General features: G+C 57.3%; 28 protein-coding genes and 3 pseudogenes. 13 read left to right on the forward strand and 18 right to left on the reverse strand.

Translation table 11 applies throughout. From position 1 onward, the window contains the following. Positions 1–127: 127 nt before the first annotated feature. The 3 genes from E2481_RS18005 (at position 128) to E2481_RS19085 (ending at position 1651) form a co-directional block, all read left to right on the forward strand. Positions 128–784 carry a helix-turn-helix domain-containing protein gene (locus tag E2481_RS18005; RefSeq protein ID WP_136718549.1) on the forward strand — a complete coding sequence of 219 codons (657 nt, stop codon included), beginning with the start codon at positions 128–130 and terminating at the stop codon, positions 782–784. 71 nt (positions 785–855) lie between these two features. Then, positions 856–1359: a HalOD1 output domain-containing protein gene (locus tag E2481_RS18010; protein WP_169302493.1), complete on the forward strand. Its 504-nt coding sequence runs from the start codon at positions 856–858 to the stop codon at positions 1357–1359. Beyond that, positions 1352–1651 carry a DUF7344 domain-containing protein gene (locus E2481_RS19085; protein ID WP_250137882.1) on the forward strand — a complete coding sequence of 100 codons (300 nt, stop codon included), beginning with the start codon at positions 1352–1354 and terminating at the stop codon, positions 1649–1651. The genes E2481_RS18010 and E2481_RS19085 overlap by 8 nt, the downstream gene beginning before the upstream one ends. A gap of 168 nt (positions 1652–1819) precedes the next feature. Here E2481_RS19085 and E2481_RS18805 read toward each other — a convergent pair whose 3' ends face one another. The 8 genes from E2481_RS18805 to E2481_RS18055 form a co-directional block, all read right to left on the reverse strand. Next, positions 1820–1957 carry a hypothetical protein gene (locus tag E2481_RS18805; RefSeq protein ID WP_169302494.1) on the reverse strand — a complete coding sequence of 46 codons (138 nt, stop codon included), beginning with the start codon at positions 1955–1957 and terminating at the stop codon, positions 1820–1822. A 422-nt stretch (positions 1958–2379) separates the two neighbouring features. Beyond that, positions 2380–3054 carry a hypothetical protein gene (locus tag E2481_RS18025; RefSeq protein WP_136718550.1) on the reverse strand — a complete coding sequence of 225 codons (675 nt, stop codon included), beginning with the start codon at positions 3052–3054 and terminating at the stop codon, positions 2380–2382. A gap of 400 nt (positions 3055–3454) precedes the next feature. Next, positions 3455–3688, reverse strand: coding sequence for a hypothetical protein (locus tag E2481_RS18030; RefSeq protein WP_136718551.1), 234 nt, complete (start codon positions 3686–3688; stop codon positions 3455–3457). Next, positions 3685–4125 (reverse strand): hypothetical protein, encoded by a 441-nt coding sequence (locus E2481_RS18035; RefSeq protein ID WP_136718552.1) that lies wholly within the window; start codon positions 4123–4125, stop codon positions 3685–3687. The genes E2481_RS18030 and E2481_RS18035 overlap by 4 nt, the downstream gene beginning before the upstream one ends. 578 nt (positions 4126–4703) lie before the next feature. Next, positions 4704–4970, reverse strand: a complete 267-nt coding sequence (locus tag E2481_RS18040) for a hypothetical protein (protein WP_136718553.1) — start codon at positions 4968–4970, stop codon at positions 4704–4706. Next, positions 4967–5443 carry an HNH endonuclease gene (locus E2481_RS18045; protein ID WP_136718554.1) on the reverse strand — a complete coding sequence of 159 codons (477 nt, stop codon included), beginning with the start codon at positions 5441–5443 and terminating at the stop codon, positions 4967–4969. Before E2481_RS18045 ends, E2481_RS18040 begins: the two co-directional genes overlap by 4 nt. A 239-nt stretch (positions 5444–5682) precedes the next feature. Then, positions 5683–6021 (reverse strand): hypothetical protein, encoded by a 339-nt coding sequence (locus E2481_RS18050; RefSeq protein WP_136718555.1) that lies wholly within the window; start codon positions 6019–6021, stop codon positions 5683–5685. Continuing rightward, positions 6014–6376, reverse strand: a complete 363-nt coding sequence (locus E2481_RS18055) for a winged helix-turn-helix domain-containing protein (protein WP_136718556.1) — start codon at positions 6374–6376, stop codon at positions 6014–6016. Before E2481_RS18055 ends, E2481_RS18050 begins: the two co-directional genes overlap by 8 nt. Positions 6377–6635: 259 nt before the next feature. On the opposite strand from E2481_RS18055, the gene E2481_RS19090 reads away from it, so the two are divergent. Beyond that, on the forward strand, positions 6636–7046 hold the full coding sequence (locus E2481_RS19090) for a hypothetical protein (protein ID WP_250137883.1): 411 nt from the start codon (positions 6636–6638) through the stop codon (positions 7044–7046). Positions 7047–7472: 426 nt separating this feature from the next. On the opposite strand, the gene E2481_RS19095 is transcribed toward E2481_RS19090, so the two are convergent. The 3 genes from E2481_RS19095 to E2481_RS18070 are packed head-to-tail and all read right to left on the reverse strand — an operon-like array spanning position 7473 to position 8671. Then, on the reverse strand, positions 7473–7784 hold the full coding sequence (locus E2481_RS19095; RefSeq protein WP_250137884.1) for a hypothetical protein: 312 nt from the start codon (positions 7782–7784) through the stop codon (positions 7473–7475). 5 nt (positions 7785–7789) lie between these two features. Next, positions 7790–7966, reverse strand: coding sequence for a hypothetical protein (locus E2481_RS19100; protein WP_250137885.1), 177 nt, complete (start codon positions 7964–7966; stop codon positions 7790–7792). Positions 7967–7969: 3 nt separating this feature from the next. Then, a complete protein-coding gene (locus E2481_RS18070; RefSeq protein ID WP_136718557.1) occupies positions 7970–8671 on the reverse strand; it encodes a nucleotidyltransferase domain-containing protein in 702 nt (233 codons plus the stop codon). Positions 8672–9228: 557 nt separating this feature from the next. Between E2481_RS18070 and E2481_RS18075 the strand changes: the two genes are divergently transcribed. From E2481_RS18075 to E2481_RS18085, 3 genes are all read left to right on the forward strand, one after another. Then, the gene (locus E2481_RS18075) at positions 9229–9687 is read left to right on the forward strand and encodes a hypothetical protein (protein WP_136718558.1); all 459 of its coding nucleotides are present in this window, start codon (positions 9229–9231) and stop codon (positions 9685–9687) included. Between the two features lie 84 nt (positions 9688–9771). Continuing rightward, entirely contained in the window at positions 9772–10200 is a 429-nt protein-coding gene (locus E2481_RS18080) for a DUF4260 domain-containing protein (protein ID WP_136718559.1), read from the forward strand. 11 nt (positions 10201–10211) lie between these two features. Next, the gene (locus E2481_RS18085) at positions 10212–10733 is read left to right on the forward strand and encodes a hypothetical protein (RefSeq protein WP_136718560.1); all 522 of its coding nucleotides are present in this window, start codon (positions 10212–10214) and stop codon (positions 10731–10733) included. Positions 10734–11378: 645 nt separating this feature from the next. Here the strand turns inward: E2481_RS18085 and E2481_RS18090 are convergent. The 4 genes from E2481_RS18090 to E2481_RS18105 all read right to left on the reverse strand — a co-directional run bounded on the left by E2481_RS18090 (position 11379) and on the right by E2481_RS18105 (position 15333). After that, entirely contained in the window at positions 11379–12404 is a 1026-nt protein-coding gene (locus tag E2481_RS18090) for a CPBP family intramembrane glutamic endopeptidase (protein WP_136718561.1), read from the reverse strand. Positions 12405–12630: 226 nt separating this feature from the next. Next, on the reverse strand, positions 12631–13278 hold the full coding sequence (locus E2481_RS18095; RefSeq protein WP_136718562.1) for a hypothetical protein: 648 nt from the start codon (positions 13276–13278) through the stop codon (positions 12631–12633). 159 nt (positions 13279–13437) lie between these two features. Next, positions 13438–14298 (reverse strand): CPBP family intramembrane glutamic endopeptidase, encoded by an 861-nt coding sequence (locus E2481_RS18100; RefSeq protein ID WP_136718563.1) that lies wholly within the window; start codon positions 14296–14298, stop codon positions 13438–13440. 168 nt (positions 14299–14466) lie between these two features. After that, entirely contained in the window at positions 14467–15333 is an 867-nt protein-coding gene (locus E2481_RS18105) for a CPBP family intramembrane glutamic endopeptidase (protein WP_136718564.1), read from the reverse strand. Positions 15334–15472: 139 nt separating this feature from the next. Here E2481_RS18105 and E2481_RS18110 point away from each other — a divergent pair, with 139 nt between their 5' ends. Both E2481_RS18110 and E2481_RS18115 read left to right on the forward strand, forming a co-directional pair. Next, complete coding sequence (locus E2481_RS18110) at positions 15473–16447, forward strand: ABC transporter ATP-binding protein (RefSeq protein ID WP_136718565.1); 975 nt, start codon at positions 15473–15475, stop codon at positions 16445–16447. Beyond that, a complete protein-coding gene (locus E2481_RS18115) occupies positions 16444–17265 on the forward strand; it encodes an ABC transporter permease subunit (RefSeq protein ID WP_136718566.1) in 822 nt (273 codons plus the stop codon). Before E2481_RS18110 ends, E2481_RS18115 begins: the two co-directional genes overlap by 4 nt. Positions 17266–17352: 87 nt before the next feature. On the opposite strand, the gene E2481_RS19260 is transcribed toward E2481_RS18115, so the two are convergent. Then, positions 17353–17556, reverse strand: coding sequence for a DUF6920 family protein (locus E2481_RS19260; RefSeq protein ID WP_372493025.1), 204 nt, complete (start codon positions 17554–17556; stop codon positions 17353–17355). Positions 17557–17899: 343 nt separating this feature from the next. Between E2481_RS19260 and E2481_RS18120 the strand changes: the two genes are divergently transcribed. Next, the gene (locus E2481_RS18120; RefSeq protein ID WP_136718567.1) at positions 17900–18571 is read left to right on the forward strand and encodes an SdpI family protein; all 672 of its coding nucleotides are present in this window, start codon (positions 17900–17902) and stop codon (positions 18569–18571) included. A gap of 21 nt (positions 18572–18592) precedes the next feature. On the opposite strand, the gene E2481_RS18125 is transcribed toward E2481_RS18120, so the two are convergent. Continuing rightward, on the reverse strand, positions 18593–18988 hold the full coding sequence (locus E2481_RS18125; RefSeq protein ID WP_136718568.1) for a hypothetical protein: 396 nt from the start codon (positions 18986–18988) through the stop codon (positions 18593–18595). Between the two features lie 124 nt (positions 18989–19112). Here E2481_RS18125 and E2481_RS18130 point away from each other — a divergent pair. Then, positions 19113–19982 (forward strand): annotated as a pseudogene (locus E2481_RS18130) (IS1595 family transposase). Between the two features lie 522 nt (positions 19983–20504). Here E2481_RS18130 and E2481_RS18135 read toward each other — a convergent pair. Next, a pseudogene (locus E2481_RS18135) lies at positions 20505–20702 on the reverse strand (IS4 family transposase); the annotation flags it as partial. Between the two features lie 4 nt (positions 20703–20706). Here E2481_RS18135 and E2481_RS18140 point away from each other — a divergent pair. Beyond that, a pseudogene (locus E2481_RS18140) lies at positions 20707–21480 on the forward strand (ArsA-related P-loop ATPase); the annotation flags it as partial. After that, the gene (locus tag E2481_RS18145) at positions 21477–21686 is read left to right on the forward strand and encodes a YlbF family regulator (protein WP_250137887.1); all 210 of its coding nucleotides are present in this window, start codon (positions 21477–21479) and stop codon (positions 21684–21686) included. The pseudogene E2481_RS18140 and the gene E2481_RS18145, both read left to right, overlap by 4 nt. Positions 21687–21897: the final 211 nt, after the last annotated feature.

Raw genomic sequence — 21897 nt, forward strand, 5'->3', positions numbered from 1 at the left:
GCGGTCAGCCGCCGACAGCGACAGCTCCGCCTTCGATCAGCGTTGCTCGACCGCTACCGACGACAGATGACAACAGAACAGGTGGCTCAGGTCAGGCTAACTGGCGATGCTTTGTGAGGTACTGAGTATGGCCATCGAAGCCTCATTCACTGTCGAGCACACAGATTTCCCGTTGCACGCTGTGTTTGAGCAGTTAACGGATGTCACGATCGAGTTAGACCGAATTGTGCCGACGGGCGAGGCTGTTGTCCCCTACTTTTGGATTTCCGCTGATGACACAGAGAAACTCACGACGGATTTGAGCGCGGATATCGGGATTGATCAGGTCAAAGTAATCGACCAATTAGAGAAACAGATGTACATCCGTATCGACTGGAATCTCACTCACGAGAGCATTCTCACTGCAATCGTCAATACGGATATCACGCTCGTTTCCGGCATCGGCAAGGAACAGCAGTGGACCTTTGAAGTCCGGGCCAGCGAGCAACAGGACCTTTCCGACTTCCAGATGTACTGCCAAGAAAATGAGATCCCGATTGAGCTGTCTGAACTACACGCGATTTCCGCCCTCAAGTCCGACCGAGAGTACGACCTCACCGACGGGCAACGGAAAGCGTTAGTACTGGCGTATTCGAGCGGATACTTTGACTCGCCACGAGACGCCACACAAGCCGATCTCGCAGCCGAACTCGGCATTTCCCGTCAAGCAGTCTCATCACGGTTACAGCGCGGTCTACGACGCCTCGTCGCAAGTACTCTCATCACGCCTGAAGAGTCAGCATAGCACTTCACTTAAAAAGATATTGCACTATCAAAAGCTACCCTCAACCCCACAGAACGCCTCTGTTTCGATAGATGGAAGCGCCTCAAACGAAGGCCGCAAACCCGGAGATCACAGAGTCTCTGAGCCCGATTGAATACAATCTGGAGCGTGACTCTTTCCAAGTCACCTTCGACAGCACCCGTGATTCGACGAGTTTAGCGATCGTTGCAATTGTTGCGACCGCTCTTGATAAAGACCCATGGAATTTGAAACCACTTCAGTCTGTCATCGAGGTAGACGCACTTAACAAACTAACGGGGGACTCAGCTGCCAGCCTCGGAAACTGTGACAGCATTTCGTTCTCTTACGAAGGACTTGAGATTACAGTAACTGGTGAGAAGGTCATCGAGGCGACCCCCATCGAAGATACAGAATCGACACCGATGCTTTCCTATCAAATTGTGTGTATTGACTGCGGAACCCCTCGAATAGGCCGGAAACAAACGCCTGATACTGCGGTCGTTCCATATCAAGACTCGTGCCCGGAGTGTGAGTGCGAGAATTTCGACATCAAAGCCACGACTGGCGGTGAGTGAGCAAGTGGCTTCGAGTCGTGAGGACTTCCAGGCTGTGCTGCAACAGCAACAACAACGTGTGGTAGCTGCCGTAGCAGCAGCGGAGACGATAGATGCAACACCGATCCTTCGGGACGATGAGGGGCTCTCCTGCGAGGAGTACGTCACACTCGTCTATGAACTCCATCACATCCACTTACCCGAGTTAGAGGCTGCCGGAGTGATTGAGTTCGATCGACACGAAGAAACGGTGAGACAAGGGGTTTGTTTCGACGAGGCTCGCCCACTGGGCGAACGTGCTGATGGGCAGTGAGACAACACAGTGACCACTCAGTTCGTTAGGCCGTCTCTAGACCGGCTATTCGCCACAGTGGCTTGGGTACAACCCGATTCGAGACCACTGTTCAGTGCTCAGTTCGCAGATCTGGTAAATAGGAACTTCGGCCTTGATTCTACATCGAGACCATAGTCACAACAATCGTTAGAGCTGTCCTGCCAGTCCGCCGTCGAACACCTCGCCTGACTCCTGTGCGTCTCGGTGTTGCTCTGCGATGTCTTCACTTTGGAGCGGTGATTGCTTGTCAGACAGTTCTTCAAGCGGTGTATCGTCGGTACTCATGATCGAGTGCCTCACCCGCCTCGGGGGAGACAAACAGATATGTCAGTGACAATACTGACAGCAGAGACGTATCTGGGAGATCTTCCGCTGTGACTGCAAAATCACGCTGAGTCCGTTCGGACCCGGACAATCTGAACATCCGTCACATCGTCATAATCATCCTCGGCACCGACGAGCAGTGTCCCATCAACCTGGACTGCAGTCGCAAGTGCAAATGCATCTCCAAGCGCCAGGGAGTAGCGAAACTTGAAATCAACAGCATGGGCCATGTCTTGTCAGTGTCGACGCGCCGGAGACCACTCTCTTCGAGGATATCGACGACAGCATGCGCACGTTCTTCGCCATCGATTGCACGAACGACATAGTGGACGTCAGCGAGATTGATCGCTGAGACGTACCCATCGGCCGCCCCTGCAGCGGCATCAAGAGACGTTTCGATTTTGCCACGGATAGTGACCGAACTCGTCCTTGTACGTAGCCAGCACTGCCTGGTGATGCTGTGTTTGTGTCTCCTGCAGAGAATCAAGATCTGCAAATACAGAAGATGACTGAGGATCGAGTGGATCATGGCCGAACTGCGGGTTGTGACAGTCGGTACAGATCCAGACTGGCCAGCCATCGCGTTCTCGCTGTGTCGTTTTCCCCGTGTAGCGATGGACTGTCTCCTCGTGACAGTCACTGCAGTGGAGGTGGTGTGTCGGTGCGTCCGGGACTGCGACGGGTTCAGGCGCGGCATATCGCTTGATTACGCCCGGGACGATCCAGAACTGCTCTCCTCTAGAAGCGATCTCGGTCTGGAGTTGCTCGACGTCGTCCTGGCTCGTCACTGCACTGCCGTCTTCTGTGTAGAGATGTGCTTCCAGTTGGGGATCATCCCATTGGGTCTGGTCGATCGCCGTCTGGACTAGTCGCTGCCCGACAGCACTGTCGACCGTCGCGATATCGACGAGGTCACCCCAGCCCTCGGTGAGCGTCCGCGCTGGCTCGGCCTCGAACTCTGCGATGGGTTTGACCGATGCGTCCTGGAGGCTGGCTCCGGGAACGAGTTCGGCCGTCGACGGCAGAGAGAATGCAGCGCTGCCGAGTGCGAGTCCCATGTACCTCGTCGATGCTGGGACGATCGCGAGGACGACCCGTCCGAACGACCAGGCAGCCTCGGACTCGTTTCTGGAGTTCTGGTGGGATGTCGAATCAGTTGGGTGGATACGGTTGTCGGCACAGAATTCGCACTGGTGCTGATGGGGCGGGATCGTTCGCGAACAGCTCTGACAGGTGCGGTCGCTGGACGTCACATCGTCGGGATAGTGGCCACGCTCACTCGATCCGTCTCGCTGTGGATCGTCGTAGACAGTGCCTTGCGGCGCTGTCGGATCGGATCTCGGCCCGCGGTCGTCCATTAATCAGGAGTTCGCCGTCATCAGTGAAAAATCTCCGCCTGAAAAGCTGCGCTCGTTCCAAAACCGGTGCGAGGTCAGGTCTGGGAGGCGGTTCCGCGTGTCACTCGAGATCAGCCAGATCTATCGGTCGGAACTCCAGGTCTCGGAGGTCAATACACTGCTCGATGTCGGCTTTTGGAATGTAGATCGTTCCAGTGTCAACCCGAGCCTGGATCGTGTCTACATCGTATTCTGCGAGTTCGGTCACGGCAAGCCGGTCTGGCGAGATGTCGCCGGCTGGTGTCGTGATCGTCGCATCGTCGTTGAGCTTCAGCAGTGCAACTGGCGAAATCATGTGTCGTCGTCCTCGCTGAGAAGCAGGTCGGTGAACCGCGACCGAGAGGCGTCGATCTCGTGCTGGTCGATCAGATCGAGCGCGGCCAGCACAGCCCCATCGTTGGTGACGCCGTCGGCAGCGAGCGAATACAGATTCCAGATGACCGTGCTGTATCGATCGCCTTTCCGGTGGAGTTTGCCCTCTGGCTCTAGTGCCAGACCCATCTGCTTCCAGTCGTCGGCCGTCCCGGTGATGGTCACGGTCCAGGAGTCCTGCTCACCAGCGCGCGTGTAGCCGTCCATCGCGTGGGTAGCGAGCAGTCGATCAACGATTGCTGTCTTGCAGACGGTTGGTCCACGGCCTTTGAACGTGGGATCGAGGAACAGCTCGAAGTCCTCGGCGGCGGTGATGTCCCGCTCGATCGTGACCTCGACGTCCTGGTGAGTCGCGATCACGGTGGCGTCGTCTTCACCGATCTGGCGAGCAAACGTTGCAGGGCCGGTTGCGACGACTGTCAGGGTTGGCGCTGCTGGGTGATCTTTTGTGTGGTCAGGTGTCGGGTCAGTCTCGTCAGTGGCGTCTGTGTCAGGTGTTTCGGTACTCATAGTCGCTCTGGAGGAGAAATTCCCTCCAGCCATCTGGGAGAGACAAACAGCCGTTTCGACGAACGATGATCAACCTGTAGATCGAGATATTCGACTGTTTAGGGTCTTTACAGGCTGTTTTCACTCGAAATGAGGTGTGTCTCTACACCGAGGAGGGGAACAGGACGTCAAGGAAACCTTGATTTTGGTTAGATTAGTGCGATAATCACGAGTAGACCGCCGCCACTGTGTTGTCCCCAACTACAACAGAGAGGATCAAATCCACATCATTACGTATTGTGATGAGCGCTGCAGGCTCTTGTTCGAGCGATGAACGAATCGTCCTTTCAGGCGTGAGGCTGCGGAATTCGGGGAGCTTAATACTGCGATTTGTGATGTTTGTTGGACACTATATCTGAAGAGATCAAATCAGTTGACGCGGGCACAAATCAATCAGAATCCCAACTACCCAAAGAGGCTAGCCCGACGATTGCAGCAATGAATGGCGCAAAAACAAAAATAACATCATATAAAAATATACCGACAGCTTCTACCGATAGAGAACTGGGAACACTGAATGCTAATTGCTCAACTGAGGAGTCAGTGTATTTTATTCCCCAGGCAACAATTCCCATCACCCAGAGATAGCCCGTGAGAACTATCGTTGGAACATGATAGCTGAGATAGGCAAATCCACCTAGAACGGCAAGTGTCAAACCAGAGGCACGGTGGATGTGAGTCCACTATCATTGATTGCAATCGGAATGAACACATAGGCCATCCCTGCAATAAGTCCCAGAATGAGGTGGGTGAGTAGAGCGCCGATTAGACCTGAATCCTGTTTGGTAGATGTCTGTGGCTTCGACTGCGTTGGATGCTCTGCTGTGATATCATGATCATGTTCGTTGTTGTAACAATCTATACAGAGCATTTCTAGATTAGAGAGGTGATTGGTACCGCCATCCATAATCGGCTGTTTGTGATGGCACTGTAATGTCACCCCATCATCGCCTGCATGTGGCCCACTTGCTTTTCCACAGCGCTGGCATGTCCAGTCGTCACGTTGTTGCACGGCTGATCGTCGCCTGTCCCAATCCGGTGGGTAAAGGCCATCGCCGTAAAACGACTCTTCAGCAGTGTAATTGTCCGGGTAATCGAACTCACTATCAACGTCACTCTCGACACTCATCGAACCTGTTCCAGGTTTATAATATCGATTTTATAATACTTGTGTAATATTTCAGAGAGCACTTGTGTGGAGGATTATTTGTGGCGGTGGTATCTAGTGATATGCCCACAGAATAGAAGATAGAATATTTGATGTCAACCTCATAATAGACGCCGACTAATCCATCGATAGCTAGCACCACTGAACAGTCGGGTCTCTAAATAATCACAGAATGGGGTAATGAGGTGGTCAGACGGCAGTCACGGATCGAGATATTCCGTAGACTCAGTTATCATTCTGTCAGTGAATCCAGTAGTGATTTCGCCCTGCGCGTTGAGGACTGCACGATCCTTGATCGTTGCCACCACCCACGGTGAGCAATACGAGGTTTTCTGCTGGTTGCGGCCGGTGATCCATTCAGAACCGACCGCATAATTGGCTGGCAAGTCACTCGTCGTCAGTGCTGCACAAATGTATTCCTGCCCCGGATACGGGAGCGAATCAGCGGCAAAGACGAGCCACAGTCTTGGGTTCGAGCCCTGTCTGAACGGGTCTGGTGCCCAGAAGACATCGCCCTTCTGGAAGGCACTACTACTCACGGTCTTCCCGTGGATCAACCGCGTGGGCCTGCCACTCGTCGTAGTCGAACGACTCCTCCTCGTAGCTGGCTGCGACAGCACCGGCGTGATCAGCCGCATGATCGAGACTCCGGGCGTGATCGCTGATCCGCCAGTACTTGCCCCGGTGGTCAACCCGTCCGGACTCCCGGAGTCGGACGAGGGTTGGACCGACCGAGCCACGGGTGACATCTGTCTCGTCAGCAATCTCGCTCTGTGTGAATGCCTGGTCAGGGTGCTGTTCTAGAAACGAGAGAATTTCGTGAGCGTTCGTCCCTGGTGTCGGCTCATCGCCCTCGTTATCGATGTTCTCGAAGTGATCCGCACTGATAGGCATGTGTATCACAATGTATTGAATGTACTAAGCAGTTGTCCTCATTGTTGAGCGTCGAGAACAAGATCGTGGGTTCGTTCAGCCGCTGAACGGGTGAGACTCTGTAAAGAAGATAGAATACGCCGCCTTCGTGCGATTAGAACAGCCATGGGCGCTGCAGGCTTCCGTTTAGCCACTGAACGAATCGTCCTTTCGAGCGCGAGCAGCTTTCTCGCGTCGACTCTGACGGGGTGGTTTCGACCCGTGGTTTGCCAGAGCATCCATGAATCTGGAACCAATCGACCCGGAAACAGCACTCGAACTGTACCTCGCAGACCGCGCGAGCGAAATCACTGATGCGACCTACCGCTCTCACGAGTCTCGGCTGGGTCACTTCATTCGCTGGTGTGACGAGCAGGACATCGATAATCTGAACGACCTGACCGGACGGCGATTGCATGAGTTCCGTCTGGCCCGGTTCAGTGGGCGTGATGTTTCGCCCGTCACTGAAAAGACACAGATGGACACCCTTCGCGTATTCATCCGCTGGCTGGAATCCGTCTACGGCGTGCCACAGGATCTGAGTACGAAAGTCCTCTCGCCAGATATCACGCCAGAGCAGAACTCACGGGACGTATTGTTGGGAGAAGAACGGGCGGCGGAGATTCTTGACTATCTGGAGACGTACCAGTAGGCTTCTATCGAGCATGTGACCATCGCGCTGCTGTGGCATACGATGATGCGAGTCGGTGCGCTCCACTCGCTTGATTTGGAGGACTACGATTCTGACGGCCAGTATCTCTGCTCTTCGGACCTACGTGTATCGCTGGAGCCAACCCTGTCGAGACGGGCAAGAGTGCCCCCACGACCGTGATCCAGAAGACTGTGAGGCCCGGGCCCGTCACTACGAATCGACTTGTCCGTCAGCTGTGAGTCCGCATCCGGTTCGTCGGGGCAGCATCACCCACAGGCTGAACCACGACGTGCCCGACAAGGTCGTGAGTGACCGGGCAAACGCCAGTCAGGCCGTCATCGAACAGCACTACGACCGACGGTCAGAGCGCGAGAAGATGGAACAGCGACGGGAGTTCCTCAACGATCAGTAACTAACCCTCCTTTTCTATTCGCAGACACACTCGTGTGTGACACCGGCTCGATTGATGATCTGTGAGTGAATGTCAGTTGCAAGCTCCAGCATGGTCGTTGCTCGTTCACGTGTCGCCTTCCCGGTCTGGTAGTACGTCTGCGCTCGGTTGTTCGTCCAGAGCTCGGTGAGCCGAGATGCAATCTCTTCAGTGAGCAATCCGACTTCGGCACTCCGATTGATCGCAGTCGTGTGCGACGCCGGTGGGTTCGATGGGTCCTGATATCCCTCGTGGATCAGCCACAACATCAGCGTCTTCTCTCTCGACGTGAACGCTGCCTCGATCACGAGCGTTAGTAGTCGGCGGCGAGCAGTCGGTCGGCACCTGATAGCGCCCGGCAGCCCTTCCGGAGATAGACGAGGCCGGCATCCGATACGTCCAGCCCCTCTTCGTGTTCTTGGCCACCGTGGCGGAACGCCTCTTCTGCCTCGGACAGCGATGGTTCGATGTCGTCGAGCGTTATTGGCATCGGTCACATTGCCTCCTGTTCGGATTCGTAGATCGCGTTCCGGACTTCCTGCAATGCGTCTGTTCGTTCCAGCACGATCCCCTCGTCGAATATCTCCTGCAGTTTCGGCCCGTGCGATACTGCAGAGTCGGGTGTCTCGACGAGGACCTCGAACTCGTACCGGTCTCCATCGAACGTCTCGTCACTTAGGTCGCGGGCAACTTCCGAGCCGATCCGGCGACCGTAGGTTGCGTCGCCGTCGACGATCACAAGCAGGTCGATGTCGCTGCTGCGGTCAGCCGTCCCGCGAGCGACGCTGCCGAAGCAGACGACGCCAACCAGTTCGGTCACCTTAGTAGATTCGTTGATGCGGCTGGTGATGGTATCCAGAAAGGCCTGGATCGGCGGGCGAAATTGCTGCTGTGGAATCGCAAACACCGGATCGGACCGCTCGATGTGACTCTGTTCGATACTAATACGGGCAGGTTTCCCAGGCTCGATTTCGAGGACACCGAGCTTGTCGAGAAGATCGACGGCACGCGAGACTGACGAGATATCTGCGCCCGTGATCGTCGCTAACTCCTGCTGGGTGAACTCCTCGAACGGATTGTTCACAAGATGATGCAGGATGTCCTGCATCGCCTGGTAACGGAATACCCGTTCCTCGGGGAAGGGGAAATCGAGTCGCACCGCCGCCTGTTTTGCATGATATGAGATTAGTTGCATGATGTGCAAAAGTGTTCGGGTAGCGCGTGCCAGAACAGAACCACCAGAACGGAGTCAAGGCACGAGAAATTCGATCACTGCTATGCCGGTTAGACTATTTTCACCTCCGGTGAGTGTCGTTCGGGGCATCTCACCACCGTTGTCGCCCAGTCTGGACAGGCGACTGTGACATTCTGCAGTTCGTGGGATGTCTCTACATTGGCCATTCATAGCCCGCAGACGCGGTCCGAGAAATGATAGTCACTGTTCACGCAGGCTATAGTGCGATAGCGTGTCAATCTATGTTTATATTCAAACACCTCGCATATAGTGTATATCCCCCCTCTTCAGGAGGTATGAGGATTCACTATGAGCAACACGATAATTCCAGCCACCGGTTCACGCGGGTTCGGACGGCGACAGTTCCTTGCCGGTACAGCAGGTACCGCTACGCTCTCGCTGGCTGTCTGGCTCTGGGATCGCCTGCGTCCGGGCAGACGTTCGGTCACCCGCAAGAACTCGTCCAGATGGGCGGGCGGGAACGGCACCTCGTGTTTGGAGATGCTGAGGACCCCGATGTGACCCTTACGCTCGGTCAGGACGCGCCACTGGTAGCGACGCCAGGACCCGAACCCGAGTGGATTCCGTTCAGACTCGTGGTCCACCATCGAAAGGGCCTCCGCACGGACCGCCTGTCGCTCCGACTCAGCGCACCCGCTGCCGATGGAAGCGACTTCGACACGAACATCTACCTTCGCTCGCCGGCCAGCGGGTCCGCCCCACTGTTCACGATCAACAGAGCGCCCGATGGCTGGACGGTTCTCGATGGGAGCGACCTCGGCACGCCGCCAGCGGGTCGTTCGACCGCACCAGGGGAGGCGAACATCACCCTCGATTTCACGGTCAAACCCCTGTCACTCCACCCTGCAGAGGAACTCTACGTCGAGATCGACGCCGAGGTGAGCGACACAGGAACTATCAGTCGACGCTCACGTACCGCGACGGGACGGCTGGCCTTTCCGTTCGTCCGGAACTGATGCGCTGGTCCGCCTCAGGGTACCAGTTCCAGTGATAATGTCTTTCACGTAATACTTTATACCCGCTGCGAGCGTCAGGTTCTCATGGACCCGAAAACCATTCTTCGTTTCGAGGGGATTGCGCTGTTCGGTGCTGCAACTGCAGCGTATTTCACGCTCGGGGCACCGGTGTGGCTGTTCGTCGTTCTCGCACTTGCACCGGACCTCGCCATGCTAGGCTATCTCGGTGGGCCTCGCCTCGAGAGTCGCCTCTACAATGCATTCCACACCTACGTGGTGCCGATTTCGCTCGGTGGAGTTGGCCTCGTGACGAACACGACACTGTTCGTCTGGGTCGCACTCGTCTGGGTGGCACACATCGGTATCGACCGTGCAGTCGGGTACGGGTTGAAATATCCGACTGGCTTCAAAGACACACATCTCACCAGCGGAGATAGCCACCACGATCAAGTCAGCGAACAGATCGGGGATCATGTTGATCCGGTCCCGACCGGAGACGGCCAGGGGAGGTGATTTGAACCGTCATGACTGCAGGATTTGCGGTGGTATCGGCAACGGTGTTGCAAGGACAGGTCGAGGTTGTACGCACTGCAGCCGAGAACCCGATTATCGGCCTGTTCGGAAGTGCCCTGGGGACATTTCTGACCACACTCGTGGTCGGTGCGATCATGATTGCGCTCGCGCCCGACTACACGAAAGACAAAATGAACACGGTCAGCGCCGAGCCACTGGGTTCGTGTCTCTACGGACTCGTCTATCTCTTCCTCGTCGGGTTGGTCACTGCCGTCCTCGTCTTCTCGATCGTCGGCATCGTTGTGGCGATTCCGTTCGTCATGGCTGCAATCCTCGTCTGGGCAGTCGGATCGGCAATCGCGTTTTTGACCATCAGCGAGCGCCTGCTCGGAGACGAGAACGGATGGCTGACACCACTCCTGCTCGCGTCCGGAATGGCCGGTGGCCTGACCCTTACCGGGATCGGAAGTATCGTCTCACTCTGTGTCGGTGCCGTCGGCTTCGGTGCCATTCTGCGTGACTGGATAAGGTAATTCGGTCCTCTTGTGGACTACTTCGAGTCTGCTACGCCTGTCCAGTATAGAGACCGCAACCGCTCATCCAGCGGATTCAGTTGCGTTCAGATAGCGGAACTGCGGGCGGTCTTGCGAGTTCTGTACGACGGTGAGTGTCTCGCCATCGAGTTGGATCGCCAATCTATCGAAATCTGACGGCAGCGCAACCGAGGCACTCAACGTTGTCCGAGAGGAACAGTCTGAATCCGTGTTCTTGGATGGCGAATCCGGTTGGGTCGTGAACGCGAGTTGCCACTGTCCGTCCGACTGTTCGGAGAGGGTCGACTGGACCTCGATGTTCGTCTCGTTGTGCGTGAAACTATAGTTCTGAAACTCGATATGCCGATACTCGAGTGCTGCAGTCTGTCCGACCCACGGCTGTGAATCGTTGCTATCAGCACACCCAGTCGCTGTATTCGAGGACATGGACGGGACACTCACACCTGTGTCTGGGGTCGCAGTTAGGTAGAAAACACCCCCAGCTATGACCGCCCCCGCTACCAGTCCGAGCAGGAAAACCGGTAGTCGTTGATCCATATCGGTCTAACAATTCAGTCTGATATGACGTTTGCTACACTGCACGACGGTACCCCGTCTGTATCGGTGTTATAGTTCAAAACGGTCCTACTTCCGCGACCGGGAGACTGTGTCGAGATGGGCACCGACGTTCGTCTCGGTGTCCCGACTCGAAACCCCGATACTGAGGTCCGTGTTTCGAAGTGTCGGAACGAGGATATCTGGATGAATACGAAGCCCTCCATGGACGATTCGGGCGTAGACAACGACGGCCGCCAGGCCGGTGGAGGTAGCTAATACACCGAGCATCCCGGCCTCCAGTCCGAAGACACCGCCAGTCCAGACGGCCGGTCCCGATACGTCGATGGCGAGAACTCGTCCGGGCACTGTGACCCCGCTCACGGGGAGGCCGAACAGCACACCGATGGCGATGTTCCAGGCGGCGTGGAACCCGATGGCGAACCCGATTCGGCCGGTAAGGACGTAGCTCACAGCGACTGTGACTGCAATGACCGCAATGACGGCGGCTGAAACCAGCGACGCATTCGCGTTCGCAAGGTGGACAACGCCGAACAGCAGACTGGAGACCAAGACAGCCACGAAGACTGCCACGGCTGCGCCGCGGTCTGCCAGTCCTTCGGCGACGTTCTTCAGGACGAAGCCACGAAAGACGAGTTCTTCGTAGAATCCGACCACTGCAAACAGGGCGACTGACGCGACCAGGGCGAACACGAATCGTTCAGTTCCTGCGACCATCGTGTCCACGATGGCGACCCAGCCAGCAGCGAGTGCAACTCCAAGAGCGGCGGTCAGGACGGCACTCGCAACGGCGATGCCCACGAACAGATCACGCCACCAGCCAGCACCCCGGAAGCCATAATCGGTCACCGGTCGGTGGTCGATGAACTGGGCAGCCAGGAGAGTCCCACATACGGCACCCAATCCGAGTCCGATTGTCGTGGCGATCAGGTAGTATCCGGCCGAAATCGAGGGATAGAGCATGGCCACGAAGATATCAGCAACAACCGAGCCGATGACGGCGAAGATGGCGATCAGGAAGAAGCCAACGACGAGTCGTACCGGGGCACGCGGTCGGTCTTCCGTGATGTTCCAAACGTATGTACGGAATCCCATGCAGAGACAACGCTCGCTCACAGCATAAGTGTATATGAGACATCAGGTAGCACGCCAATCTGTCCACACCAGAGTGAGCGTCGAATAGCGAATTTTGGTATCGACTTCATGGAAATGCTACGCCTCGTGTCAATATGAGTATGTATAGGAGTTCTGCGTTTCTGAGAATGGCAGACGTCGGCGACCGGTACCAACAGACGACACGACAGCGTAGAATTGAGGATGGTCACGCTTCGTACGGTAACGTCGCATCGGCGAAGAGCGAGGCGATGGTGGTCTCCCCGAGCGCGTCGGTGACGTGCGCACGGTAGCCGGGCCAGGAGACGATACCGCGACTCTCGTCGGTGAGGCGTATCTCGCCGCTCCGGAACAGGGTGTTCTGGTCGTCGAGGACGTGCGAAATCGGCTGGCCGGTCAGGAGGCGATCATCGACGAGCGAGCCGTCAAAACCGGAGTCACCGTCCTCTCCGAACTGGGTCACGTTCCCGTCGGCTGCGTACTCGTACCCCAGCGAGACGGTCGCTGACGGAGTGACCGGGTTGTACGCGAGCTGGGTGTCCCTGACGCCGACCATCAGTACCGGTCGGTCGTAGGTGGGTTCGAGGTCGGTCACGACGGTTACATCGATATCGCGACGCTCGAACGCGCTGACCAGCGCCTGTTCTACCTGTCCCCGGATGGGATCAGGCCCGACTACGTACAGCGAGACCGTCGTCGGGACTAACATCGTCGCACCGTTTGTCGACGACGTTGCGACCTGCTGATCGACATCTATCCTGTGTTCGGCCGCCGCGAAGCCGACGAACGCGAAGGAACTGACCAGCATGATGGCCGCGACGACCGCAAATGCCTGCAGGTGGAATCGAGAAGACATACTAATAGTACGACTCGTGCGTAGATATATTGGAATTGATATTTGATCGCACGGGTCTCTGTCCGGGTCGTGGCCGGATTACCGGGCGTCGTTGTGAACAGGTGGCGACGCTCCAACAGCACTGCTTGTGGGGATTTCAGAAACTGTCTCAGCGAATGATTACCGTCGTGGCCAGGACCGGGGAACTGCGAGTCCCCGGCGGTGGAACTGCCAGACGACGGCAGCCCCAGCGAGCGTCACGACTGCCAGTGTCACCACGGAGCCTTCCAGCCCGTACTGGCCACCACTCAGCCAGACTGGCCCTGCGGACTCACCGACCAGGAGCGCGACGCTCGACGCGTCGTTGCCAGAGACTGCGACGCCGAAGATGGCACCCTGGGTGAAGTTCCATCCAGCGTGGAGCGCAATCGGGAGCCAGAGTTGTCGGGTGAGGAGATACGCACCAGCGATCAGGATGCTGGCTCCGAAGATAACTCCGATCGCGACAGCCGTCGGGTTCGTCGTCAGCACGATATGGTACGCGGTGAAGATGACCGAGGAGAAGACCAGCGCAACCCAACTGCCGAGACGTGATTCCAGTTCCGGGAGGATGATACCGCGGTTGATCGTCTCCTCGATCCCGACGAAAAAGACCACACCGGTCACAGCCGGGAGGACAATCCAGAGCGGGTTCACCGCGATGACGCTGTAGCCGCCGGCCAGCCAGACAGCACCGAGCGCGACTGTAAACAGACCAGCACCGGCGAGCGTCCCGCCGCCGAGGTCACGACCGAGGTTGATAGCACGGAGATCGACCGGCCAGCAGTCATTGACCACACGGTGGTACAGAATGTACGTCCCGAACACCATAGCTGCGAGGAGAACTGGGCCGACAGTACTCACTGTTCGCTGGGCCCCCATATCGGGCGTCGGTCCGAACAGTGCCGCCACTATCTGCTGGAGGACGACGACCAAGCCGAGCGTCCCACCGAGAATCAGTGTGACACCGAAGATCATCCGAGCGAGCGCGGACCCCTGCAATCACCCACCGAACGTGCGGACGCGGCCTGCCGATTCGACATCCCCAGTTACGTTATCAGTTACCATGACCTATATACGCGCTTCGAATATTTATAGAGCCATTGATACTTTCTCGCACAGGTGTCGGTGACCTGTGAGCAGGCTCCAGACCGCTGGTGACTGTCCTACTCACTCGAGTTTGAGGACTGCTGGGCCGGGAACCTCTTGATTGGCGAGCCTGTCGGCGCCATAGACGACCACCAGCGCGATGGCAAGGCCGACGAGCACAACTGCGGCAGTCCCCTCGGCGAGCAGATTCAGCCATGGGTCGGGCACGCCATCGGGAACGAGCGCTGCCTTGTCGACGGGGTGGTACAGTCCCATGCTGTTGATGCCGGCGTGGAACACAGCGACTGCGAGCACGCTTCCCGTGTTATTGTACATCCACGTCCAGAGAATCGACCCCGCGAAGATGGTACTGCCCCAGAGAAGTTGCTGGGACAGCGGCCACCCGCCGTGGGTCGTATTGGCGTTCAGCAGCAAGGGAAGATGCCAGAGCGTCCAGGCAGCGCCGACGAACAGACTCGCAACGAGTGCTCTGTAGCGGTCCTGGAGGAGTGGGAGCATGAACCCGCGCCACCCCAGTTCCTCCTGCCCACCACCCCAGATCGTTCCCCAGACCATCACGAACAGATAGATCAGCGGTGAGGGAAGCGAACTGAGGTCAACCGGACCGCCAACGAGGACGAAGAGTACACTCCCGGCAGCGAGAATGACAAACGGGAGCCCAAGTGCGAGAAGCCACCACCTGACACCGATCCGCCACTGGAGAAACTGCCCGAACCACGAGCGGAGACTCCCACCCGACGCCCAGACGACGACCGCCGCCCCGACAGGCGGCCCGAAGCCCCCGAAGCCGGCGAGAATCGACAACGTCCACGAGGCTTCCATGCCCGTCACAACGAGATACGCCTGAATCGTCCAGGTGAACCCGTAGGTGACAAACAGAAAACTGGCAATGCGATGATGGTCGATCAGCGAACGAATGGAAGGCACCACTATAAGACGGGTCCACGGCGACCTTCATAGCGTTTACTCGACACAAACAACTGGGCAACTACCGTCTCGCTCACACTGTGAGCTATGCTACTATCAGACATTCTATCTTTATATTTGAATAACACATATATCTAGCATGGATGCGATTGAACTCGCGGGAGTCACCAAACAGTACGGTGACGTGACCGCTCTCGACGACGTGTCCCTCTCGGTCGAGAAGGGAGAGATCTTTGGATTCCTCGGGCCCAACGGAGCCGGAAAGTCGACGACTATCGACATACTGCTCGACTTCGTCCGCCCCACCGACGGGACAGCGACGGTCCTCGGACTCGATGCCCAGCGTGACTCGCTGGCGGTGCGAGAACGGGTTGGTATCCTTCCGGACGGCTACCACCTCTACGACAGGCTGACCGCGCGCCAGCACGTGGCCTTCGCCATCGACTCGAAGGGGACAGACGAGGACCCACTTGCTCTTCTCGAACGGGTTGGTATCGCCGACGCCGCCGACCGGAAAGCCGGCGGGTTCTCCAAGGGGATGAAACAGCGACTCGTCCTCGCAATGGCACTCGTGGGAGATCCAGAGATTCTGATCCTCGACGAGCCCTCGACGGGACTGGATCCGAACGGAGCACGCGAGATGCGCGACATCATCCGCGCGGAACGTGACCGTGGTGCGACGGTGTTTTTCTCCTCACATATCCTCGAACAGGTCGAGGCTGTCTGTGACCGCGTGGGTATCCTTCGAGACGGTAAACTCGTTGCTGTCGATACGATCGACGCACTCCGTGATGCCCTTGGCACTGATGTCAGATTCACTGTCGGGGTCGGGACTGTGACCGACGACATCGTGGACGCAGTCTCCGCTGTGGACGGTGTCTCCAGTGTTCAGTCCGACGGCGATGACACGCTCTCGGTTCTCTGTCTGGATGACGCGAAGATCACCGTCCTGCACGCCATCGAGACGGCTGGTGGGACTATCATCGACTTCGAGACCGACGAGACTTCACTGGAAGAGATGTTCGCCGCGTACACCAGTGACCCCAGCACCGACCAGATGGCTGATGGAGAGCCCGTACTCCACAGCGGTGACAGAGAGGTGGTGGGCGCATGACCTGGGCTGTCGTTGCCAGGAAGGACTTCCAGGACGCTCGACTCTCGAAAGCACTCTGGACACTGACGGCGCTGTTCGTCCTCATGTCCGCAGGCATGGCGTACCTCTACGCCACGGTTCCGGAACTCAGCGGTGACGGTGTCACGACGACCGGGCTGTTGTTCATGCTCGGTGCACCGGCGACGTTGTTCATCGCCATCGCGTCCATCGTCGTCGCAGTCACGTCGATTGCCGGGGAGCGCGACAGTGGCTCGGCCAAACTCCTGCTCGGCCTGCCCCACAGCCGTCGAGACGTGGTCGTCGGCAAGCTCGTTGGCCGTAGCGCAGTCCTCGCTGTCGCAATTCTGGTTGGCCTCGCCGTGACGCTCGGCGTCCTGTCCATGGTCTACGGGTCGATCTCACTGGTCGACTACGTCGCGTTCACCGGCCTCACCCTCCTGCTGGCACTCGCCTACGTCGGGATCATGGTCGGTATCTCGGCACTGGCCGGGACCAGTGGACGCGCCATGGCCGTCGGCCTCGGGGCGTTCGTCGCCCTCGAATTCCTTGCCGACCTGGTCCCACTGGGGGCGGCGTTCGTGCGCAACGGCTTCTCGATGCAGGGCCTGACGACGATGTCGCCCGGCATCGAGTTCCTCGGGGTAGTCACACCGACAGCAGCCTACCAGCACGCAATCGGCTGGTTCCTCGGAAACCTTCCGGCTGCCGGCCCAACGCCGTTCTATCTCACGGGGTGGATGAGCCTCCTCCTGCTGGGCGCTTGGCTCGTCGTCCCGCTGGCCATCGGCTACCGTCACCTGCGGGCTGCCGACCTCTGAGATACTGAGCTATTTTGATCGTCATGTTCTGAAAGCGAGAGTGTTCTTCGAGAGCTGTCGGTCGGCATGGGACGAGAGAAACCAGAACTATCGTGCTCTCCGCTCATGGACAAAGATTCCGAGGGCGACCCAGGCTACACCGAACGGAACGAGAAGATTGTTTGAGTGCAGGAACAGGGTGCGCAGTGTCGTCGGGAACCAGACGGACTCGTCGAGGCAGCGCTGTAACTCTGCCTCGTTCATCCCCGGACTGGGCTCGGACTCGGCGACTGGGAGCACCGAGAGGAGCATCGCACGTAACGACCTCTGTATATGTCGGCCAGATGGCTACGCTAGGTCAGCCCGTTACTGATGAACGAAAGTATAGAGAGTGCGTAATTTCGGTGTTTTACCCCGACGCAGTCTGGCGATTAGAACAACGATGGGCGCTGCAGGCTCCGGTTCGACTGTCGAACGAATCGTCCTTTCAAGCGTGAGGGCGTCGAATCGACCGTTTCAAAATCGTCGTTTTGACATCTGACCGAGTTACCTGTACGTTCTATGCGGGATATAGCACACCAATTTCCACAGAATTCTCTCCAGTTCACCGGTGCTTTCCTACTGATTCATCAGGGAACAGACCACATCGTCGTGTATGAAGACAATTCACCGGTTCGGGTTGGCGGTTGGACTCGTGGTACTCTCGGGCATCGTGAGCCTGTTCGCAGCTCCGTCGCTCTCCGCCGACCTTGTCACGCACTGGAACGCCGCCGGAGAACCGGATGGTACCATGTCGAAGCAACTCGCACTCTGGCTATTTCCTGCGATGACCGCAGGGCTGTTCGCTGTGTTCGCCGCGATTCCTCGGATCGGTCCACTCCGTGAGAACATCGCAGAGTTCCGGGCCTACTACGACTGGTTCGTCGTCATCTTCACCGGATATCTGGTCCTCGTCCACGCCGGGGTCGTCGCATTCAACCTCGGCTACGAGTTCGACTTCACGGCCCTCATCTTGGTCGGCGCGGCTGGTCTGTTCTACTACGTCGGCATCTTCCTCCCGCACGCCGAGCCGAACTGGTTCGCCGGTATCCGGACACCGTGGACGCTCAGCAGCGACGAGGTCTGGGATCGAACCCATGCCCTCGGTAGTTGGCTGTTCAAACTCACCGCCGTCTTCACACTGGTCGGGCTCTTCTTCGGCGACCTAGCGATTTATTTCCTTCTCGTCCCGCTGCTCCTGACGGCCGGAGTTACTGCCGTGTACTCGTACTACCTGTACGAGCAAATCGAACGGGAATCGGATTCGGTCTCGGGGTCGAATCTGTAAGTCACTGGCCCGGAATTCCGGTTACGTCTCCCGACTGCGGTTTTTGACCTCGTTCAACGCGATGAGCAGATACAGCACGCCGAACCCGCGGATTACTGGAACGAGTCGGTCCTTCCATTCGACTGTCTCTGGGTTTTCGTACGCGATGTTCATACTGAACCGGAGTGCCTGCTGCGGAACGAAGAGTGCAATAGCACCGGCCAGTCCAAGAACGTACATCGACACACGATACACCGCTCCTCCCAGTACACTCACGACCACGAACATCACGCCTTCCGCTCTAATGGCTGGCGTAAAGGAAGGACGGGGGCTTACCTCATCAGACGTTTTGAGGGCGAGTTCCTCGAAGGCTTCCCGGACTCGTGATGGAACTAGGGCCATAACGAGTCCCACTATGACGAACCCCAATCTGGCCATAACTAACAGTACGTCGGGCGAGACAATAACGGTACGCTCATAGGTAGAGGATTGTTGGTCAGTCGCAGCAGTAGCTAGAAGTCACAGCAGGCAAGGGTGGTGGGTCCGCGCCACCCGACGAACAATGATGCCAATCAAGACGTTCGTCTCGGAGCGTCGGGCCGCGAACCTGCTGGCACAGGTTCGCTGGCGTGACGGCGTCTATTATCCACGCTGCCGTGCCGAATCCGTGATTCGGTACGGCAGCTATCGAGTATTTCAGCGATACCGCTGTGAGAATTGTGACCGCACATTCAACGACCAGACTGGCACCGTTTTCGAACATTCAGCAGTCGCACTCAGGAAGTGGTTTCTCGCCGTCTACACCTACATCCGCTTCAACACCAGTCTTCGACAGTTAGACGTGGAAATCGATGTCTCTTACAAGACAGTGTACCGGCGCGTCCAGCGCTTCCTGCGAGCGCTGGACGCGCCTCGGCCACAACTCGAAGGCCCGATCGAGATTGACGAGCTGTACGTGAAAGCCGGGCTCAAGGGCCGCGAGCGCGACGGTCGGTCGCGCTCGCGTGGACTGTCCACGCGCGGACGTGGCACGTACGAATAGGACAAGCTACCTGTGTTCATTCTGGCTGATCGCGGCACCGGCGACCGCTACGTAATCCCAGCGAAAGCCGCCGACGAATCGACGATTCGACTCCTGCTTGCTGACCGCAAAGAGGAGTCATTGACCGTCTACACCGACGGCTTTCGAGCGTACGAACCGCTTGACGAGGACGACGCATTCGACCGCGAATACGTCGTCCACGGTGACGGAGACGTGCACGTCAACACCTACGAGAGCCACGGATCGCTGGCGCGATCCTGGCTTTCGCCCCATCGAGGAGTCTCCAAGGACAAACTCACGCCGTATCTCCGAGCGTTTCAGCTTCGTCGTCGCGTGTACCGAAAACCAGGGAGAGAAGCGCTCAAAACCATCCTCAAAACTGCGCTCTAATTCACCAACAATCTAGCCACATGAGCGAAGAGTAGCTGTTAGCAAGAGTCCGTGTCTGCAAGTCGCGTCGTGGAACCAGGAAGCCCCTGCCTCAAGGAAGCAACGCGGAGCGTTGCTGAGTAGGCAGGGGTAGTTCACGGCGTAAACGATCCATCCAATTATGTCAGGGTTTGCAGTCACTAATCAAGTGATTAATCACTTGGTCAGGTGCATAGAAAATTAGCCACTGTGGGGAGTGCCCCAATTCAATATTATGATCACATATATGATATGCTAAATGGCTTCCCGCATTTATCACTGCTACAATATCGATCCATCTCACCAAAATCTTTGCCAGCCTCTATCTTGTCTATCTTTTTTCCATGAGGAACATTAACATTACATATCTGGTCGCACCACGGGCAAGCAACTTTCACGACTTTATTTGGCATAATTCTGCTTATCATTCATACGGCGGAGAGTAATTCCTTACGGTTGGTCAGCCCTCTCGCGAGGTAACAAAATTAGACCATTCGTCTTTAGCTAACACGCCTCCTCCTGTTGTGTGGCAGTAGCGAGTCTTTCTTGAAGGATCGGTCGTTTCTGATGGATTTTCTGAGCATCTTCAGCCATCCGTTCTAACAGCGGCAGTGGCGAGTAACCGAGATGCTGGCTGAGTTCATGGAGGATGAGCTGGGCGTGCGACCGGAGGGTCGCCGCCCAGCGCTCTGGCGGGAAGACGGCCATCTTCGGCGAACGGGTCGGCCACGAACCGACCTCTGTCGGCCAGGCGAACCTCCACGCGGCGCGGATCGATCAGGAGAAAGCGCTTGCGGATTGCCGTACGCAGGTCCGCGACCACGTCACTGAGATGTATGAGGACAAGGACGACACTCAAATCGACGTGGACGCGGCGATAGCAAACGTCGAAGAGGAACTGGAGTCACCGTGTGCTGAAGAGATGGCCGCCCTCGAGAAGTTCGTGAGCTACTTCGACAAGGATGGCTACGACGTTGTCGTCTTCGACACCGCCCCCACGGGGCACACACTTCGACTGCTCGAACTTCCCTCCGACTGGAAGGGATTTATGGACCTCGGTTCACTGACGAAAGGCGCTGCACCCGCAAAAGGCGATCAGTACGACGAGGTCATCGAGACGATGAAGCACCCCGAACGGAGCACCTTCGCATTCGTGATGTACCCCGAATATACCCCGATGATGGAGGCATACCGGGCTGCCGCTGATCTCGAAGATCAAGTCGGTATCGAGACCTCGCTGGTGGTCGCAAACTACCTGCTTCCCGAAAAATACGGCGACAATTCCTTCTTCGAGAACCGCCGCGCCCAGCAGGTGGAGTATCCCGACGAGATTAGCGATCGGTTCGACGTGCCGATGATGCTCGCTCCGCTACGCCAGGACGAGCCGGTTGGACTTGGCGCACTACGCGCGTTCGGTGAGGAGATCACCGGGTTAGACCACATCACCAAGGAGACGGAACCTGAGGTGACAACGTCATGAGCGAAGCCGTGTCGGACGAACCAGCTGTCGAGGGGTCGCTTCAGGCGTTCATCGAGACACTCCGCGACTCAGCGACCTATCGACAGTTCGTAGACGCGAGCGAACAACTCGAGGCCGACGAGGAGGCACAGTCCCTTCTCGAAGCGTACCAGCAAAAACAACGAGAGTTACAAGCGGACGAGTTCGATTCGATTCATCGATCATGAGCGAGTTACAGGAGCTACAGACCGAGGTCTCGAACAACGACACAATCCAACAGCATCGGGCAGCACAGGAGTAACTCGTCGCCCCATTCGTCTTTAGCTAAGCCTCACACCTCGGTTGCGTAGCGGTAGCGAGCGTCTCCTGTAAGATCGGTCGTTGCTTGTGGATCTTCTGTGCATCGTCGATCAGCCGCTCCAACAGCGGAGGTGGCGA

The organism is Halorientalis salina (assembly GCF_005049285.1).
GTDB classification, from domain to species: Archaea; Halobacteriota; Halobacteria; order Halobacteriales; family Haloarculaceae; genus Halorientalis; species Halorientalis salina.

What these genes read in the sequence shown, in the direction of transcription:
- E2481_RS18005 (WP_136718549.1), top strand. Translation starts at nt 128, where the DNA reads ATGGCCATCGAAGCCTCATTCACTGTCGAGCACACAGATTTCCCGTTG.
- E2481_RS18010 (WP_169302493.1), top strand. Translation starts at nt 856, where the DNA reads ATGGAAGCGCCTCAAACGAAGGCCGCAAACCCGGAGATCACAGAGTCT.
- E2481_RS18805 (WP_169302494.1), bottom strand. Translation starts at nt 1,957, where the DNA reads ATGAGTACCGACGATACACCGCTTGAAGAACTGTCTGACAAGCAATCA.
- E2481_RS18025 (WP_136718550.1), bottom strand. Translation starts at nt 3,054, where the DNA reads ATGGGACTCGCACTCGGCAGCGCTGCATTCTCTCTGCCGTCGACGGCC.
- E2481_RS18030 (WP_136718551.1), bottom strand. Translation starts at nt 3,688, where the DNA reads ATGATTTCGCCAGTTGCACTGCTGAAGCTCAACGACGATGCGACGATC.
- E2481_RS18045 (WP_136718554.1), bottom strand. Translation starts at nt 5,443, where the DNA reads ATGAGTGTCGAGAGTGACGTTGATAGTGAGTTCGATTACCCGGACAAT.
- E2481_RS18055 (WP_136718556.1), bottom strand. Translation starts at nt 6,376, where the DNA reads ATGCCTATCAGTGCGGATCACTTCGAGAACATCGATAACGAGGGCGAT.
- E2481_RS19090 (WP_250137883.1), top strand. Translation starts at nt 6,636, where the DNA reads ATGAATCTGGAACCAATCGACCCGGAAACAGCACTCGAACTGTACCTC.
- E2481_RS19100 (WP_250137885.1), bottom strand. Translation starts at nt 7,966, where the DNA reads ATGCCAATAACGCTCGACGACATCGAACCATCGCTGTCCGAGGCAGAA.
- E2481_RS18070 (WP_136718557.1), bottom strand. Translation starts at nt 8,671, where the DNA reads ATGCAACTAATCTCATATCATGCAAAACAGGCGGCGGTGCGACTCGAT.
- E2481_RS18080 (WP_136718559.1), top strand. Translation starts at nt 9,772, where the DNA reads ATGGACCCGAAAACCATTCTTCGTTTCGAGGGGATTGCGCTGTTCGGT.
- E2481_RS18085 (WP_136718560.1), top strand. Translation starts at nt 10,212, where the DNA reads ATGACTGCAGGATTTGCGGTGGTATCGGCAACGGTGTTGCAAGGACAG.
- E2481_RS18090 (WP_136718561.1), bottom strand. Translation starts at nt 12,404, where the DNA reads ATGGGATTCCGTACATACGTTTGGAACATCACGGAAGACCGACCGCGT.
- E2481_RS18095 (WP_136718562.1), bottom strand. Translation starts at nt 13,278, where the DNA reads ATGTCTTCTCGATTCCACCTGCAGGCATTTGCGGTCGTCGCGGCCATC.
- E2481_RS18110 (WP_136718565.1), top strand. Translation starts at nt 15,473, where the DNA reads ATGGATGCGATTGAACTCGCGGGAGTCACCAAACAGTACGGTGACGTG.
- E2481_RS18115 (WP_136718566.1), top strand. Translation starts at nt 16,444, where the DNA reads ATGACCTGGGCTGTCGTTGCCAGGAAGGACTTCCAGGACGCTCGACTC.
- E2481_RS19260 (WP_372493025.1), bottom strand. Translation starts at nt 17,556, where the DNA reads ATGCTCCTCTCGGTGCTCCCAGTCGCCGAGTCCGAGCCCAGTCCGGGG.
- E2481_RS18120 (WP_136718567.1), top strand. Translation starts at nt 17,900, where the DNA reads ATGAAGACAATTCACCGGTTCGGGTTGGCGGTTGGACTCGTGGTACTC.
- E2481_RS18125 (WP_136718568.1), bottom strand. Translation starts at nt 18,988, where the DNA reads ATGGCCAGATTGGGGTTCGTCATAGTGGGACTCGTTATGGCCCTAGTT.
- E2481_RS18145 (WP_250137887.1), top strand. Translation starts at nt 21,477, where the DNA reads ATGAGCGAAGCCGTGTCGGACGAACCAGCTGTCGAGGGGTCGCTTCAG.